The sequence below is a fragment of the Sneathiella sp. genome, assembly GCF_036844445.1.
Classification (GTDB): Bacteria; Pseudomonadota; Alphaproteobacteria; order Sneathiellales; family Sneathiellaceae; genus Sneathiella.
In genome coordinates this window covers 18267-34955 of record NZ_DAIUFV010000008.1, presented here as the reverse complement: position 1 = coordinate 34955, position 16689 = coordinate 18267, and the positions used below count along the sequence as shown (strand labels likewise).

General features: G+C 57.6%; 15 protein-coding genes. All 15 read left to right on the top strand.

The window, feature by feature from the left end; all coding sequences use genetic code 11:
* The first annotated feature begins 134 nt into the window (after positions 1-134).
* A complete protein-coding gene (locus V7Z56_RS14245; protein WP_334130181.1) occupies positions 135-746 on the top strand; it encodes a phage tail protein in 612 nt (203 codons plus the stop codon).
* Between the two features lie 225 nt (positions 747-971).
* Positions 972-1475: a terminase small subunit gene (locus V7Z56_RS14240; RefSeq protein ID WP_334130180.1), complete on the top strand. Its 504-nt coding sequence runs from the start codon at positions 972-974 to the stop codon at positions 1473-1475.
* Complete coding sequence (locus V7Z56_RS14235; RefSeq protein WP_334130179.1) at positions 1453-3555, top strand: phage terminase large subunit family protein; 2103 nt, start codon at positions 1453-1455, stop codon at positions 3553-3555. The genes V7Z56_RS14240 and V7Z56_RS14235 overlap by 23 nt, the downstream gene beginning before the upstream one ends.
* 126 nt (positions 3556-3681) lie before the next feature.
* On the top strand, positions 3682-3897 hold the full coding sequence (locus V7Z56_RS14230; protein ID WP_334130178.1) for a phage head-tail joining protein: 216 nt from the start codon (positions 3682-3684) through the stop codon (positions 3895-3897).
* The gene (locus V7Z56_RS14225) at positions 3898-5409 is read left to right on the top strand and encodes a phage portal protein (protein ID WP_334130177.1); all 1512 of its coding nucleotides are present in this window, start codon (positions 3898-3900) and stop codon (positions 5407-5409) included.
* Positions 5406-10220, top strand: a complete 4815-nt coding sequence (locus V7Z56_RS14220) for a hypothetical protein (protein WP_334130176.1) — start codon at positions 5406-5408, stop codon at positions 10218-10220. The genes V7Z56_RS14225 and V7Z56_RS14220 overlap by 4 nt, the downstream gene beginning before the upstream one ends.
* A gap of 12 nt (positions 10221-10232) precedes the next feature.
* Entirely contained in the window at positions 10233-10451 is a 219-nt protein-coding gene (locus V7Z56_RS14215; RefSeq protein ID WP_334130175.1) for a hypothetical protein, read from the top strand.
* Positions 10452-10560: 109 nt separating this feature from the next.
* Positions 10561-11355, top strand: a complete 795-nt coding sequence (locus tag V7Z56_RS14210; RefSeq protein ID WP_334130174.1) for a DNA adenine methylase — start codon at positions 10561-10563, stop codon at positions 11353-11355.
* A 232-nt stretch (positions 11356-11587) separates the two neighbouring features.
* The gene (locus V7Z56_RS14205; RefSeq protein WP_334130173.1) at positions 11588-12550 is read left to right on the top strand and encodes a hypothetical protein; all 963 of its coding nucleotides are present in this window, start codon (positions 11588-11590) and stop codon (positions 12548-12550) included.
* The gene (locus V7Z56_RS14200) at positions 12537-12905 is read left to right on the top strand and encodes a head decoration protein (protein WP_334130172.1); all 369 of its coding nucleotides are present in this window, start codon (positions 12537-12539) and stop codon (positions 12903-12905) included. The genes V7Z56_RS14205 and V7Z56_RS14200 overlap by 14 nt, the downstream gene beginning before the upstream one ends.
* Before the next feature lie 12 nt (positions 12906-12917).
* A complete protein-coding gene (locus V7Z56_RS14195; protein WP_334130171.1) occupies positions 12918-13946 on the top strand; it encodes a major capsid protein in 1029 nt (342 codons plus the stop codon).
* 12 nt (positions 13947-13958) lie between these two features.
* Positions 13959-14291: a head-tail joining protein gene (locus tag V7Z56_RS14190; RefSeq protein WP_334130170.1), complete on the top strand. Its 333-nt coding sequence runs from the start codon at positions 13959-13961 to the stop codon at positions 14289-14291.
* A complete protein-coding gene (locus V7Z56_RS14185) occupies positions 14284-14835 on the top strand; it encodes a hypothetical protein (RefSeq protein WP_334130169.1) in 552 nt (183 codons plus the stop codon). The genes V7Z56_RS14190 and V7Z56_RS14185 overlap by 8 nt, the downstream gene beginning before the upstream one ends.
* 10 nt (positions 14836-14845) lie before the next feature.
* A complete protein-coding gene (locus V7Z56_RS14180; RefSeq protein WP_334130168.1) occupies positions 14846-15187 on the top strand; it encodes a DUF2635 domain-containing protein in 342 nt (113 codons plus the stop codon).
* Between the two features lie 2 nt (positions 15188-15189).
* Positions 15190-16683: a phage tail sheath subtilisin-like domain-containing protein gene (locus tag V7Z56_RS14175; RefSeq protein ID WP_334130167.1), complete on the top strand. Its 1494-nt coding sequence runs from the start codon at positions 15190-15192 to the stop codon at positions 16681-16683.
* The last annotated feature ends 6 nt before the right edge of the window (positions 16684-16689 follow it).

The window sequence follows — 16689 nt, the reverse complement described above, 5'->3', positions numbered from 1 at the left end:
ACGCTTTTTTCAATCAATTTCTAATATTCAAAATATAGAAAACAGATCAACAGGTTATCTGTAACGCTTTTTCTGTAACGCTTGTAACGTTCGGGCCTCTTGCATTCTCGGCCGAGATAGAGGATATCGCGGCCATGAAACAAGTATTCAGCGTCAAGGTGGACACCCGAAAGTTCAACCAGCATCTCACCGACATCGCTCGGAAGCAGGTGCCATTCGCCGCTGCATTCGGCCTTACCAAGACAGCAAAAGATGCGCAGGCGGCGACTGACCGGGAAATGAACGCTGTGATGACCGTTCGCTCGCCTTTCGTGAAGAGGGGGCTGATCGTCACACCAGCCAGAAGGTCAGACGGCATTCTGAGGATGCAATCTATGGTCGGTCATCGTGCATGGTATATGGCGCAGCAGATGGGCAAGCGCTCAATTATCCGTAAGCCACGTACAGCCGAATATGAATACATCCCGCGTGGCGTCAGGCGGACGAAGAAGGGAAGCATTTCCCGAAACTATCGGATCAAGAACGTGTTCAAATTGAAGGGCACCTATATGACCGAAGAAAAGAATGGCCGGGCAGGGGTGTTCAGGGTCGTCGCCGGTCGCCCGCGGCTGCTCTACTCAGCCATCAGACAACAAACGGTTGAACCCAAAATGGATTTGATGGATATCGCCGAGCGAACGGCAGCCAAGCGCATGGCGCGGAACTTCATCGAAGGGATGCGGCGAGGGATCAAGACGGCGCGATAGATCAATATCTGGTTGCGTTCCGCAAAGGTGCGCTATATATGGTATGTGTGATATTTATGCAACTATTTTGCCTAGGTTCTTCCTAGGGGGGTACGGCTCGAGGGTCAGCGCGGCGGCGCGGTTGCGCTCTATTGGGGATGCACAACATATGGTTTGTTCTTAGGGTGTTGGGCTGATTATAATGCTGAAAATAACAATAATACCAATATCTTAGGTGCTATTGGTATGGCGAGAGGTAAAGCGAAGGTCAAGCGTCCGGGCGAAAAAGTGTCATTGGCGCAATTTGCCTCGATTAGAGGTTGCACCGATCCAACCGTGCGGAAATACATCCGCGATGGGATGCCCGTTGATGAAAAAGGTGCGGCCGGAAAAGCGAGCGTCATAGATACGGCAAGAGCAATTGACTGGCTCGAGCAGCAAGCGGCTTTGGCTGCTGGTGGTCAGATCAATAGTTTCGACCGCGACCGTGCGAGAAAGATGGCCGCCGACGCCGATACTGCCGAGATGAACCGCGATATCCAGCGCGGCGAGCTGGTTGAGGTCGACGTTGCCGTCGGCTTGGTGGCAGATCGTATCCAAACGCTTCGCACCCGAATACTGAACCTCCCCACAAAACTGGCGGTCAAGCTGGCGGCAACCCGGACGCGAGAAGAGGCAATGGAGCTTTTGGAAGCAGAACTTACGCAGTTGCTTGAGGAACTATCAGGTGGAGCAGGCGGAAGAAATTGACCTTTACGGCGAAGAGGGACTGTCGAGCGGTGCCGAGCGCTTTGCTTCTCTTCTCGGCGCGCACCTTCGGTCGGGGGCGCCTCCGGATATTCCGAGCGGCGGCGGTCATCGTGGTGTTGCCAATCTTAAAAAGCGGCTTATTGACACCTTTGAGCGAGGTCTAAAGCCGCCACCAAGGCTGCAGCTATCTGAATGGGCTGACAAGTACGCTTATCTTTCGCCGGAAAACAGCGCGGAACCAGGTAAGTGGACCACGATCGGTTATCAGAAGGGCATCATGAACGCCGTGACCGATAGGGACGTCGAAACTCTTACGATGAAGAAATCGGCGCGTGTCGGATACACTAAGATCCTTGACCATGTGATTGGGTACTTTGCGCACCAGGATCCATCTCCGATGATGGTGCTGCAGCCGACCATTCAAGACGCCAAGGACTACAGCGTAGACGAGGTGATTCCCATGATCAGGGACACGCCGGTATTGAGCAAAATCGCAATTTCTGAAAAAGAGAAGGGCTCGGGCGTCACGCAACTGAAGAGGAAGTTCCTCAACGGCGCGTCGCTGCTTCTGTCTGGCGCGGAGAGCCCGCGAGCCTTCCGGCGTGTCACTGTTCGCGTCCTGCTGTTTGATGAGGTGGACGGGTACAACGTTACTGGCGCCGGGCAGGAAGGAGATCAGATCAAACTCGGGATAAACCGAACACTTACCTTCTGGAACCGTAAAATTATTATCGGCAGCACGCCGACGATAAAAGGCGTCAGCCGTGTGTCTCGATCGTTCGAGACATCTGACAAGCTATATTTTGCTGTGCCCTGCCCGCACTGTAACGAGCGGAACATTTTGAAATTTAGCCCAGCCTCAGATTTTGGCGACGTCATTACGCCACCGGATGGCATCGGCATCGCTTACATGAAGTGGCCGAAGGACGAGCCTGAAAAAGCCTGTTTTGAGTGCCCGCATTGCGGCTGTGATATCGAAGAAAAAGATAAGGTCTGGATGATTGAAACGGCCGCCAAAATGGAGAACGACGGCTGGGTCGCGACGGCACCGTTCAATGGACATGCTGGGTTTCATATTTGGACGGCTTATAGCGTCTTTCCGAATGCGCGTTGGGGCATCCTCGCCCGCGAGTTCCTGAACGCCGTGCGGGCCAAAGATAACCAAGAGCTGCAGGTGTTCGTGAACACGGTCCTTGGCGAGACCTGGGAGGATCGGGGCGAGCGTGTCGATGACGGCGTTCTCGAGGCTCGGCGGGAGGACTACGGCGATATCGCGCCCCGGGACGTGATCGTTATTACCGCTGGCGTCGACATCCAGGGCAACCGTATCGAAGCTGAAAAGGTAGGATGGGGCCTGAACCGCGAGTCCTGGGGGCTTGGCAAAAAGGTGCTGTACGGTGATCCGACCGGCGAGGAGGTTTGGAACGACCTTGATGCCTTTTTGAGCGAGCCAGTGATGCACGAGGGCGGCTTTGAAATGAATGTCGCGGCGGCCTGTATTGATAGCGGCTATCTCACGCAAACCGTTGTTCTCTGGTGCCAGCAGCGCTGGGGTCGGCGTTGGTGGGCGACGAAGGGCATGGCCGGCCCTGGACGACCTATTTGGCCGCGTAAAGTGGCGAAGACCAAAGGAAAGCTGACGCAGTTTATCATCGGCGTCGATGCCGCGAAGGAGATGGTCTACGCGAACCTTCGGATCACCGAGCCGGGGCCGGGCTACTGCCATTTCAACATGAGCTATGACCGCGACCATTTCGAGCAGATGACAGCGGAAGAGGTCGTCGTCAAATACGTTAAGGGGCTGCCTGTGCGGCAGTGGCAAATCAAGGGCAGCGGCCGCGCCCGAAACGAAGCCCTTGATATTCGCGTCGGCGCACTAGCGGCGCTGGAAGGGCTGCGTTTTCATGGCCTTAAAATGTCGAAACAGGCAGCAGTGATAGCAAGCAAATCTGGCGCCGAACCTATCGAAGATAGGCCCGAGACCGTAAAGGCTGCGCCTCCGGAGGTCGAAACGGCGCCACGCCGACGGGTTAAATCGAAGCCGCGTCGACGTGTCGGTCGGTCGAGCATTCTCAGATAATTCAATAATAACAATAATGTAAGTAAAATATGCCGCATATAATTTAATTATGCGGTATTATTGCGGTATTTTTCGTTAGCTGTTATATCGCCTCGGAATGAGCTCCTTTTTTCTGGCGAGGCGACAATGGCAACAAACGAAGAGCTTGAAAAGCAGCGACAAGAGTTGAATCGAGCGCGTTTCAGCGGCGCGCGGCAGGTCCAGCACGGTGACAAGTCTGTCACAAATCGGTCGGTCGCCGAGCTTCGTATGGCGGATGCCGATCTGAAAAAGGAGATGCACCGTGCCGCTGGGACGACCCGGAAGCGCCAGGTTCGAGTCTATACCAACAGGGGCCTGTAAATGGCAGTTGCGAGGACGCGAACGCGCATCAAGGGCACGAAGGTTTACCTGCGATCGTACAACGAGCCTGCATATGATGGCCAATCGACAGGCCGGCGTGTCCGCAACTGGATGCCACAAAGCGGTTCGATTAATCGGCTTAGTCTCGGCAACCTTCGGACGGTTCGAAGCAGGTGCCGTGATCTCGAGCGTAAGGTGCCGTGGATCGCGGCCGCGATCGATAGCTATGCAGCCAACCTGATCGGCGCGGGCATTCGCCCAAATTCGCAGGCGCACGACGACGCTCTCCGAAAGCATCTGAACTTGCTCTTTTCCGATTGGGCCGAGGAGGCTGACGCGGACGGCATTCAGGATCTGCATGGTCTGATGGCGATGGCGGTTCGGTGCATCCCAACCACGGGCGAAATGTTTTTCCGGTTTAGATATCGCCGTATGTCGGACAATCTGTCCGTGCCGTTGCAGGTACAGGCGCTTGAGGCTGACCACGTTCCGATCGACATGCACAAGACCCTTCCAAATGGAGGGAAAATTATCGCGGGTATTGAGTTCGATCAGATCGGACGCCGCGTCGCATATCACATGTACAGGGAGCATCCAGACGATGTTTTGACGAGGGCGCTGGGCGGCCAGACCGTGCGCGTTCCCACCAACGAAGTGATCCATTTCTTCCCACCGCTTCGCCCCGGCCAAGTGCGAGGGGTGCCAGGTCTGGCGCCGGTTATGCTCCGCACGCGCGATCTCTTGGAATACGAGGACGCCGAGCTCGTGCGGAAGAAAACGGCGGCGATGTTCACCGCTTTCGTCACGAAGCCAGATCCTGACGAGGATGTGTTTACCGATGACGACGGCGGTCAGTTCGACCCCGAAGACGAAGATGACAGGGGCGTCGGCACGACAGCGCTGGAACCGGGCACCATTCAACTTCTCGACGTCGGCGAAGACATCCAATTTTCAACACCGGCGGACGTTGGCGGCAATTACGAAGCGTTCATGAAGATGCAGCTGCATGCAATCGCGTCGGCCATCGGGGTCACTTATGACCAGATGACCGGCGACGTGAGCGAAGTAAACTTTTCTAGCATCCGCGCCGGTCTTTTGGAGTTTCAGCGCCGGGCCCGTCAAAAGCAACGGCTCGTGGTCCATCAGATTTGTCGGCCGATTTGGCACGAGTGGATTCGAACCGCGGTGCTTTCGGGCGCGATAAAAATGCCGGGCTTCGTCGGCGCTCGAAACGATCAGTCACGGGTAACGTGGGTCTTCCCAGGTTGGCGCTACGTCAATCCGAAAGACGAGGTCGAGGCGGCAAAGGCCGCGGTCCGCGCTGGCTTTATGAGCCGCGCAGAGGTCATCGCTGAACTCGGCAAGGATATCGAGCAGGTCGACGAGCAGATCGCGAAGGATAACGCATCGATCGATGCGAAGGGCTTCATCTTGGACAGCGATCCTCGGAAAACGACCGAAAAGGGAAAAACTGCCGCCGCCACGAACGACGTCGAAGGGGGAGAAAAATGAGTTTTCTTAGCCCGCAGAACATCAGTAACAGCTGGCGCGGTCAGTCAATCCAGTTGCAACTCAGCGTGGATGACTACAACGTCAACCTCTTTGAGCTTGCGCAGGATCTGCCTAATTTTATTCCGGGCCTGCCCGCCTTTGTGACGGCCGTTGTGGATGAAGGCGTGGTCATCGGCTCGGAAAGCACGGCGCTCAAAGCGCTGCGCACCGGCGTCTTCGCCGAGGGCAGCCTGATCCATCTCATCGTCAATGGCCGGATCCAGGGCATGGGCGGCGCGGGCGGGAAAGGCTCCAATTCCGAACAGAACGGCGGCTCTGCCGGCCTGCCGGGCGGCGACGCTCTGCATATTGAGGCGCCGACCATCCTCGACTATGCGGCGGGGCAAATATGGGGCGGCGGCGGTGGTGGCGGCGGCGGGCGGCATTACCGTGTTTATATGGGCGCGGGCGGTGGCGGCGGCGGTGCCGGCTCGTTGCCGGGCGCGGGCGGTGCACATGGCGGCGATATCAACGGCGGTAACAATGGGAGCCCCGGCACATCCATCGCCGGCGGTGAGGGCGGCGCGCTCCATACGGCGGGCGGCAAGGGCGGGGATCCGGGCGAGCCGGGCGATCCCGGCAGCACCTACGCGACCGGCCAGCCGGCTTACGCTGGCGGCGCGGCGGGCGCGGCAATCACAGCGACAGCGGCGCTATCGATCATCGGCTATGGCGATCTGCGCGGTCCGGCGGCTTTCGCAGCGTATCCGGTCTCGGCAGTGATCGGCGACGGTTCGCCGGATACGCTGACAGTGATTTTCAGCAAGAGCATCACCAGCGGCTGGTTCATCACCGGCGTGTCAATCACTATTGACGATGTACCCGTAACCGGGCTTGCGGCATCGCCGGCGGACGGCTCGAGCGATACACTCGTCTTCACGTTTAATGAGGAGGTCGAGGCCGGGCAAGAGGTCCGCTGGTCTTACAATTCCGATCCGGGCGACTGGCTCGATGCCGATGGGTTTAATGTCCCGTCTATTTCCGGCGCGCTTGTTACAAACAACGTGGCTCCGCCGGAAATCGCTCCGCCAGTGATCACTGTGCAGCCCGGCAGCCAATCGGTTGTCGAAGGGGATGATGTTAATTTCGTGGTCGTCGCGACCGGCGCGACCGGCTATCAATGGCGGCTCGACGGAACGCCGATCAGCGGCGAGACCTCCTCGACCCTGACGCTTGAGGATGTCGCGCTCGCACTCGACGGCGCTGAGGTCGATTGCGTCGTCAGCAACAGCGACGGCTCGGTCATTTCGAACGCGGCAATCCTGACCGTCAATGAATTCGTTCCGGTCCTGCCTGTCATCACGGTGCAGCCGTCAAATCAGACAGTGACGGAAGGGGCGAACGCGACCTTTACAATCACCGCTACAGGCGCGACAGGCTACCAGTGGCGCATTGAGGGCGCCCCGGTCAGCGGCGCGACGTCATCAACTCTCATCCTTGAGGATGTGATGCTGGGTGACAACGGGGCCGAGATCGATTGCGTGGTCAGCAATGCCGACGGATCGGTTGTCAGTGACACGGTTGTTTTGACCGTCAACGAGATCGTTCTGACGCCCCCCGTCATCACCATTCAGCCGACCAATCAGAGCGTTCCGGAGGGGACAACGGCTATCTTTTCTGTGACCGCGACCGGCGCAGAAAGCTATCAGTGGTATCTTGATGAAGAGGCGATTTCCGGGGCCACCTCCGCCAGCCTGACGCTGGAAGACGTCGAACTGGCCGAGAGCGGGTCTGAATATTATGTGGTCGTCAGTAATGACGATGGCAGTGTCACCAGCGATACTGCCACGCTGACCGTCACAGAAGCCGAGGAAGGCACCGCGCCGGTCATTATGTCGGCTCCCGCCTCCATGATTGTCGAGGACGGCGAGACCGCAAAATTCTACGTCACCGCCACAAGCAATGCCGGATCGGCCACCTATCAGTGGCGGCTGAACGGCACGAATATCCCCGGAAAAACAGCAGCCAGTGTTGAAATTCTCGGCGCGTATCTCGTCAACAATGGCGGGATGGTTGATTGCGTCGTGACCAACGGGGCAGGCAACTCCGTCTCGGCGGCCGCCGAGCTGATCGTGCTGGAGCCCCTGACGCGCGGCGAAGGGGTTGATCCTGATTTTGATGGTGGGACGGTTGGTGATTATTTCGTGGATCCCTCTGCCACATCGTCCGGCAACGGCCTCTCTGATGCGTCGCCATTTAAGACATTCGCCGAGGCGCTCACTGCGGCCGATGGCGATAATGCCCCGGTCATCAAGCTGCGCGGCGGGACGTATCGTGAGCAGGTCTCGATCAGCGCGCTCGCCAATGCCACCGGACTGAAAATCTCACGCTATGGCACGGAAAAACCGGTGGTCGATGCGCGGGAAAATCTCGGCGGCATCACGGCTTGTGTTGCAGGCGATGCCGCACTGCTCGGCGACATCTGGCCATACTGCTACAAGGCCAATATCCCGGCCGCCGCCGTCGCCGCGAATATCGCCGGGTCACTTGGCTATAACCTGCAAGAGGGTGGTCGCCACCTCAATATCGCGTCCAGCAAGGCCGACAAGTCGCAGACCGATTTCTTCAGCCGCTGGGTCGGCATGATGCACACAGCGGACAGCTTCGGCGGCTCCTCCAACCAGCTCGCCAGCATCACCGATGCGTCCGTTTTTGGCGATATGACCGAGGATCAGGTCGAGAATGCGCACGCCGTCATCTGGGGCGGTGAAAGCTCGTCCGCCAACGAGGCGGCAAATGTCGATATCACCGGCTACAACCCCGCAACCCATACCGCGACGACCGAGAGCGGCACTTTCTGGAAAGGGTCGGACAACCGCTATCTGCTGCTCAACCTCGGCCCGGCGATGACGCAGGGGTCATGGTGCTACAAAAAGACGGCCAATGGGGATGGCAGTCATACGGTCTATTTCTGGCCGTTCGATCCGCTCTCCGTCACGATGGGGAAAATCACCTACTCGGCGCGCGAAAACTGTTTCAATATCGGTGCCTATTCGGACGAGCTGACCGTCGAAGGCGTTGATTTCCTCGGCACCGGTGGCAGCGGAAACTACAGTGGCATGCCGTTCGGGCAGTATAGCGAACTGACGAACAGCAGCCGCCTGCCCGCGCTGACACTCCGTCATTGCCGTTTCGGCAAGTCACGCTCGCATTATGGGCGGGGCTATGGCGTCGTCCTCGGGCGGGCCGACAACCTCCTGATCGAGCATTGCGATTTTGACGAATTCTGCAACCAGTACGGCCTCTATCTCCGCAACATTAATGGCGGCGTGGTGCAGTTCAACCGCTTCAAAAAGACCAGTATGGGCGCGATCCTCTCCTACGGAGCCGGGGTCTCCGGCGGCAGTGCAAACTGGATGCGGAATGTCATCTATCGCTACAACACGGTCGATTATGCGGCGCATGACATCCACGGTAATGTCATCACATGCTACCTCGGCAATGATCATGTCGGCGTCTGGGGCAATGATATCCGCGCCACCAACGGCGGTTTCGCGGCCACGTGGCAGGAAAGCTCCAACATGATATTTGCCTACAACAAGCTGGCCTCGCCGCGACAGGTCGAATACACAGATATCCGGGCGCTCGTTGACCAGACCTACAGCGGCAATGTCCCCGACACCAATGGGAAAAACTACGTTTTCCACAACCTGACCATTCCCTCGCCGACCAGCGTCGGAACGGGCGGCGCTTATGCGCAGGCGTCAAAATCCACCTCCATCAAATTCTATAATTTCAACAACATCTTCCACGGCGGCGGCGATGAGGAGGATGGCAAGCTGCGCACGGCCCTTGAGAAAAACAACCTCTACACCCGCCTCGCCTGGTACCAGGCGGCGAGCTATCCGCTGCGTGTCCCGGATGCGAGCTGCACGATAGATACAGCTCTGGGCAACACGTTCACCGACCCGGAAAATGGCGATTACACGCTCAAGCCGGGCGGCAATGCATACACTCTGGCCGGCTATGACTGGTCGGCGCTCTTCCCGGAAATCCAGGCATTTTTCCCGGATGTAGATCTGCGCGACTTTGACCTCAATCCGATCAATCTGGCGGACATCGGCGTCGGCCCCTATGCGCGCGCTGGCGGTGACCCGGATCCCGATCCGGACCCCGATCCGGATCCGGAGCCGGAGGAATATACGGAACCCATGGTGTCTTACACCGGCGATCCGTTACTCGGCCGGGCAGGCGCGCTTTCAGGCGTCAGCGACGGCGGGTCAGGGACGCTCTACTGGCATATGTCGATGGCGTCCCCTGTCTGGCAGGATATTCTTCTGGTGGAACGATCCGGAGGCGGCCAGTTTGGGCTCTGGACAAACAATGTCGGGAGACTGGTTCTGGATGTGGATGACATATCGGGCACCAAAATTGTCGGTCAGGTTACAACAACCGGCGGGACATTTTGGGAGCAGGAGCTTTTCTGCGCACTCACATTTTCATCGTCTGGCGTTGTCCTGAATATCAACGGCACGAATGTGATTACCGTTGCGAGCGCAGGCAGAACCTACCCCTTCGCTGCAGATTGGTGGGCCCTCTGCATGATGGCCATGAGTATGGGCCGCTGGGCGTTCTGGCCCGGCGTGGCGATGGATTTCACGGACAGCGCGGTACGCGACCTGTTTTACCAATCCGGCGTGGCGCAAAAACCGGCCCTGTCATGGGCGGAATTCGGGGAGCCTGCTTTCGATCTGCGCGGTGCGGATCAGGCAAATCAGGCAATCGACAAAACCAGCAACGGGAATGATTTCACACTGGTAATCGCGGAGTAAAGGAGCCCTTAAATGAGCCTACATGACGTCAAAAACGAGAAATTCGGATACGCCCACGAGCTGGTCGGCCGCCCCGTCGAATTCGAGCAGGAAGGGCAGCCGCACGCCGGTGATGTGATCCGATATCAGGAGCCGGTCGGCACAGACAGCCAAAGCAATATCGCCATTGCCGATCCCGACAGCCTGAATGGGGAGCGGTACAACCCGCTCGATGCGACCCGCTTTAAATAAGGCGGGGGTGACGGTGCTACCAACACCGGAACCGGGTAGCGAGCACTACCCACGACATAAGCCGCCCCGCCGCCGCTTGCGCGGTCGGGCCTGTTTAAATGAGATAGATTTGCAAAACGTTAATGAGGTAACCCCCACCCTGCCGGTGGCTCCCTATATCGGCGGAAAACGCAACCTGGCGAAAACCATCATCAAGAGGATCGACCAGATCCCGCATGCCACCTATGCCGAGCCATTTGTCGGCATGGGCGGTGTCTTCCTCCGCCGCACCCGCCAGCCCAAGGCCGAGGTGATCAATGATTACAGCCGCGATGTGACGACTTTCTTTCGCATCCTGCAGCGACACTACGCCGCGTTTATGGAGATGATGCGCTTCCAGATCACCTCGCGCAAAGAGTTCGAACGCCTGGTCATGACCGACCCCGCAACCCTGACCGATCTCGAGCGCGCCGCCCGCTTCCTTTACCTGCAGCGCACAGCGTTCGGCGGCAAGGTCTCGGGCAAGAATTTCGGCGTGGCCGTGGGCTATCCCGGCCGGTTTGATATCAATAAGCTGGGCCCAATGCTCGATGACCTGCACAGCAGGCTTTCCGGCGTCGTGATCGAATGCATGAGTTATGAACAGTTCATCCCCAAATACGACCGGCAGGACACGCTCTTCTATCTCGACCCGCCTTACTATGGTTGTGAGAGTGACTACGGCAAGGACGTGTTTCACAGAAATGATTTCGAGTGTTTAGCAGAGATTTTAGGAGGTATTAAAGGCCGTTTTATCCTGTCTCTAAATGACCTTCCCGAGGTGCGGTCGATCTTCTCTGGCTTCGACATTGAGACAGTTGAGACCACCTACACGATTGCAAAAGGGGGCTCTAAAAAGGTCGGAGAAGTGATCATTTCGAATTGAACTTGCAACCTATGATTAAACATGAGATATCGCGGTTGTAGACAGCAACCTCCCAAAGCGGTCCAACGCGAGCCTACTGAATAGCGCAGAGACAATGTTCTTTGCGCTATTTTTTTTGTTATAAATCAATATATTACCAACTGAATACCGCATGAAATTATTTTATGCGTTATTATTGCGGTACAGATTTTAATCTGTTATATCGCCGGAAATGTTCCGTGAGGGAATTTTGATGGCGCAACAGAATATTGCTCTTCCAGTCCAGCAGCGGGCGGCGACGATTTTGCCGGACTCGATCCGTGAGGGCGAGCACACGGTCGACGTTGTGTGGAGCACCGGCGCTGAGGTGCGGCGGTACGACTGGGAGCGAGACTCATTCTTCTATGAAGAGCTCGAGGTCTCCGACAAGGCCGTCAGAATGGGGCGAATGAATAACTTCGCCTCGGTCCTCGACAGCCATCATTCCTGGTCGCTTGAATCAGTCATCGGCGTTGTTCAGCGCGCGTGGATTGAAAAGGGGCAGGCGATGGCGACCCTCCTCATCGATACCACAACCGACGAGGGCGAAAAGAACTGGCGACGCATCGTCGGCGGCTTCATCCGCCATATTTCTGTTGGCTATGCGGTCCACGAGTTTGTTGAGCGGCGTGAAGCGGAAAAACGTGTGCTGCGGGCTACCGACTGGGAGCCTCTTGAAATTTCCTTTGTACCAATTGGTGCGGACGCGGGCGCAGGGGTCCGCTCCCATGACCATAAGGCTGAGTTGCCCTGCAAAATCGTGCGTATTGGAGACGACATGGCAGATAAAATTCAGAGTCGGCAGGCCGACGACAAGGTGGAGGATCCTGCTATCGCGGCGGGGAGCAATCCGGAGGGAGCCTCACAGGAGGCGCAGCAGGGTGACGCGCCGGCGGAGAATGCATCTCAGCGTACTGTTATCAATCATGCGTCCGAAATCCTCGAAATTTGTGATCTCGCGGGTGCCGACATTCGTACCGCCCGAGACTTCATCGCTCGTGGTCTAGACCCGCAGGATGTACGCACCGCGCTGGTCGACCGGCGTAGCCAGAACGCCAACGAGTCGATCTCGAACGTGCATTCGCCGGATGGTGGAAAGCGGCAGGCGGCAAAACTGGACATTAACGGCATCTATCAGCGGATCAACGGTCAGGGGGCAAACTATGGCAAATCTTGAAATGGGGCCGCGCGAGTCTGAATTCCTCATCTCCGAGGCATCAGGCTACCGCAGCCGCGAGCAAATCACACTCGCTAGCGGCGCGGGCGCTTTGGAAACGGGTACGGTCCTGGCGGTCGTCACTGCAACAGGAAAATATGTTGCGCTTGACCAAGATGGAGAGGATGGCAGCGAAGTAGCGGCCGGGGTTCTCTATCGCGATGCGGACGCGACTTCCGCGGATGCCAGGAGCCTCGCGATCGTCCGCGACGCTGAGGTCAACGCGATCAATCTCATCTGGCCCGACGACATCGACGCCGGCGAGAAGGTAACAGCCATCGGCGAGCTTGAAGCCGCCGGCATCATTGTACGGTAAGGGGGGTTACACATGGCCGGAATGGATATTTTCAACGACGACGCCTTCAGCATGTTTGAGCTGACGGCGGCGATCAATCACGCTCCTTTTGCGCCCTCTCTCCTGCGAGATATGGGCCTGTTCAGGGCGCAAGGAGTGATGACGACACACGTCGCGATCGAGGAGAACCACGGCACGCTGACTGTCGTTCCGACGTCCGAGCGCGGTTCTCCCCCGACAAACAGCGAAAACGCGTCTCGCAAGATGCGGAATTTCAACATTCCTCACCTGTCGCGCGCCGCGCGCCTTCGCGCTGACGAAATTCAGGGTGTCCGTGCATTCGGCTCTCTCTCCGAATTGGAGGCGATGGAAACGCTCGTCAATCAGCGAATTGCCCAGAAGACCCAGGAAATGGACCTGACGGAAGAGCGCATGATGCTGGCCGCGATCAAAGGCATCCTCGTCGATGCGGACGATTCGACGATCTATAATTATTACACTGAATTTGGTGTCACCGCGCCGAGTGCGGTCAGCTTTGGCTTTGCGGCAATCACGCAGGAAAATGCCGATTCTGCTGTAATCCAGAAGAAGTGCATGGGCGTAAAGCGGTCCATGAAAAAGGCTCTCGGCGGCATGTCAACGTCGGCAATGTCTATTTATGCTCTTTGTGGCGATAATTTCTTCGACGCGCTCATCGGCAACGCGGAAACGCGTGCGCCTTACAAGAACTGGCAGGCAGCGCAGCAGCTGATGGATCAGAACCTCGCCTATGAGACCTTCAAGTATGGCGGTGTCACCTTCATCAACTATCAAGGCGATGATGATGGTGTGGCTGAAATTGGAACGGATGAGTGCCGTTTCTTTGCAAGAAACGTTCCCGGCCTGTTCGACATTTACTACGCACCGGCAGATACGTTCGAATTTGCGAACACGCTCGGCCTGCCGCGTTATGTTCTGCCTTTTCGTGATCCGAGGGATAAGTTCTGGGAAGCAGAGGTCCAGAGCAACCCGCTGGCAATCTGCACGCGTCCGAAGTCTCTCATCAAGGGCACCAAAGCCTAATAAGGAGGCGAGATGTCGTTTTCGAGGCTGGCGGATGATTTGGCGGCAGCGTGTCAGGAGACCTTTGGGGAAGGGGCTCTTTACACGCCGCTGAATCATTCGCCAGTGCCTCTGAACGTCATCTTCGATCTCGATCATGTTGTTATTGAGGGCGACGGCGAGGTTGGCGTCGAGACAGTGAAGCCTGCTGTCACTGTCAGGGTCTCTGATACGGTAGCGGCCGGCTTTACGCCACGTCATGGCGATACAGTGACGGTTCGCGATATCGCATATGTCGTTGTCGCGGTCGAGCCGGATGGCGAGGCGCAAACGACACTAATAATGCGGAGGGCTGGCAATGCTTGAGCGTCTCCGGTTGAGGAATGACGTGGTCGCGAGGCTGCTCGCTGCAAATACCGATGCCGGCGAGAATGTGTCTAAGGATCGCATCGACGACATGCCGGAGGGCGACTGTCCCGCGATCTGCGTTTACACGCTCGATGAAAGCGGAGACAACGTGAGTGAGAGCCGCGCACCCATTTTTAAATCAGAAATCACCCTGCAAATTGATGTAGCGGTTGCCGCCACTGAAGGTTGGGGGGTGAAGCTCGACGCAATCTGCGAGCAGATCGAGACCGCGCTTTTGCACTCACCGGCGTTTTTGGCCGAGTTCGAGCGCGTAGCGTCATACAACACGCGCATTACGCAGCGTCCCGGCGGTGAGGTGGCAGTCGCTATTGCGTCGATCCAGTTGGGTCTTGTGTACAGTAATGCGTTCTGGCCGGTAGTGCCCGATCATTTTGCGACTGCTGGGGTGCAGATCGACGCGATCAACCCGCATGACGCGAACATCGCCGAGACGGGCCCTGATGGTGTGATTGAGGCGGAACTGGAACTCGAACTGGAATAGAGAGGGCGGAATGACTGTGAAGTTTTTGAGGCCGAACCCCAAAAAGATTGTCGACGGCATGCCGGTTCAGGTCCGCGACGAAGCGACCGGCGAATTCTTGCCTGCCTCGGGAAAGCATGTTCGCTTGACGTTCTACTGGCTGCGTCTTTTGCGTCACGGTGACGTTCTCGAGGGGCGGGCCCCTGACCGTATGACGCTCGCCGAAGCGATCGACGTCTGTCTGCAAGCAAACGACGACAAGCACCTCACCAAAAGCGGGCGGCCGGACTGCAAAGTCCTGTCGGCCCTTACAGGGACAACCGTACGCGCCGCTGATCGCGACGCCGAAATGGCAAAGATGGAGAGTAACTGACGATGGCTATTTCCTTTAACAACATTTCGGCAACCCAGCGCGTCCCGCTCTTCTACGCGGAGATCGATAACTCGCTGGCAGGCAGCGGCCAGGATGCTTACAAGTCCCTGATCATCGGGCAGATGCTGTCCGCGGGCATCGCCGCGGCAGGCGAGCCTATCCTCGTTAATTCGGCGGATCAGGCCAAGACGTATTTCGGCCAGGGGTCGATGATCGCGCGAATGGTAGAAGCCTACCGCGCCAACGATCCAGACACGGAGCTTTGGTGTCTGCCCCTTGAAGATGACGCATCGGCCGTGGCCGCGACGGGCAAGATTGTTATCGGCGGGCCTGCAACCGCTGGAGGGACGATCAACCTGTATGTCGCGAACCAGCGTATTCGGGTTGGCGTGGACGAAGGGGATACCGCATCTGAAATTGCGGCTGCACTGGCTGCGGGATTTGGAGCGGAACTGCCGGTTGCGGCCGAGGTCAATAGTGAAGATGCTACGCAGATTGATCTGACGGCCCGCCACAAGGGGGAACTGGGCAACAGCATCGATATCCGGATGAACTATCTTGGATTCGCAGGTGGAGAATTCACGCCGGCCGGAATCACCGTGACCATCACACCGATGGCGTCCGGCGCCATCAACCCGGATATCGCGGAGGGCCTCGCCGCCCTTGGCGATGAGGGATATGATTACTTTGCGATGCCGTATACCGACGCGGCAAACCTCAATACCTGGCGCGATTTTATGGATGGTGTAACCGGCCGTTGGGCGCCGGGACGAGAGATCTTCGGGCATGGGTTTTCTGCGAAGATCGGTACGGTCTCTGAGCTGAACACCTTTGGTTCGGCACGCAATGATCCGCATATTTCTGTTCTCGGGATCTATGACACGCCGACGCCGCCGTGGGAAATTTGCGCCGAGGAAACGGCCGCTTGCGCCGCGTCGTTGTCGATCGACCCGGCCCGGCCGCTGCAAACGCTCCCGCTTCGCGGCGTGTCGGCGCCGCCAATTACCAGCCGTTTCACCCGCGCGGAGGCCAACACGCTGCTCTATTCCGGTGTCTCGACCACATATGTCGAGGGCACTTATGTGCGGCTGCAGCGCGTGATCACGACCTATCAGGAGAATGCCTGGGGACAGCCTGACGACTCTTATCTCGATGTCGAGACGATGGCGACGCTGTCCTATATATTGCGCTACCTGAAGCGTCGTATCACTCAAAAATTTGGCCGCCACAAGCTGGCGAACGACGGAACAGCATTCGGCTCCGGACAGGCCATCGTGACGCCGAATATCATCCGCGCCGAACTGATCGCCGGATACGCCGAACTGGAAGAGCTTGGGCTGGTCGAAAACGCCTCCGAGTTCAAGCGAAACCTCCTGGTGGAGAGGGACATCACAAACCCGAACAGGGTCAACATCCTCTATCCGCCGGATCTTGTGAACCAACTGCGCATTTTCGCCGTTCTGGCACAATTCCGCCTGCAGTACGCACAGGCTTAAAAAAGG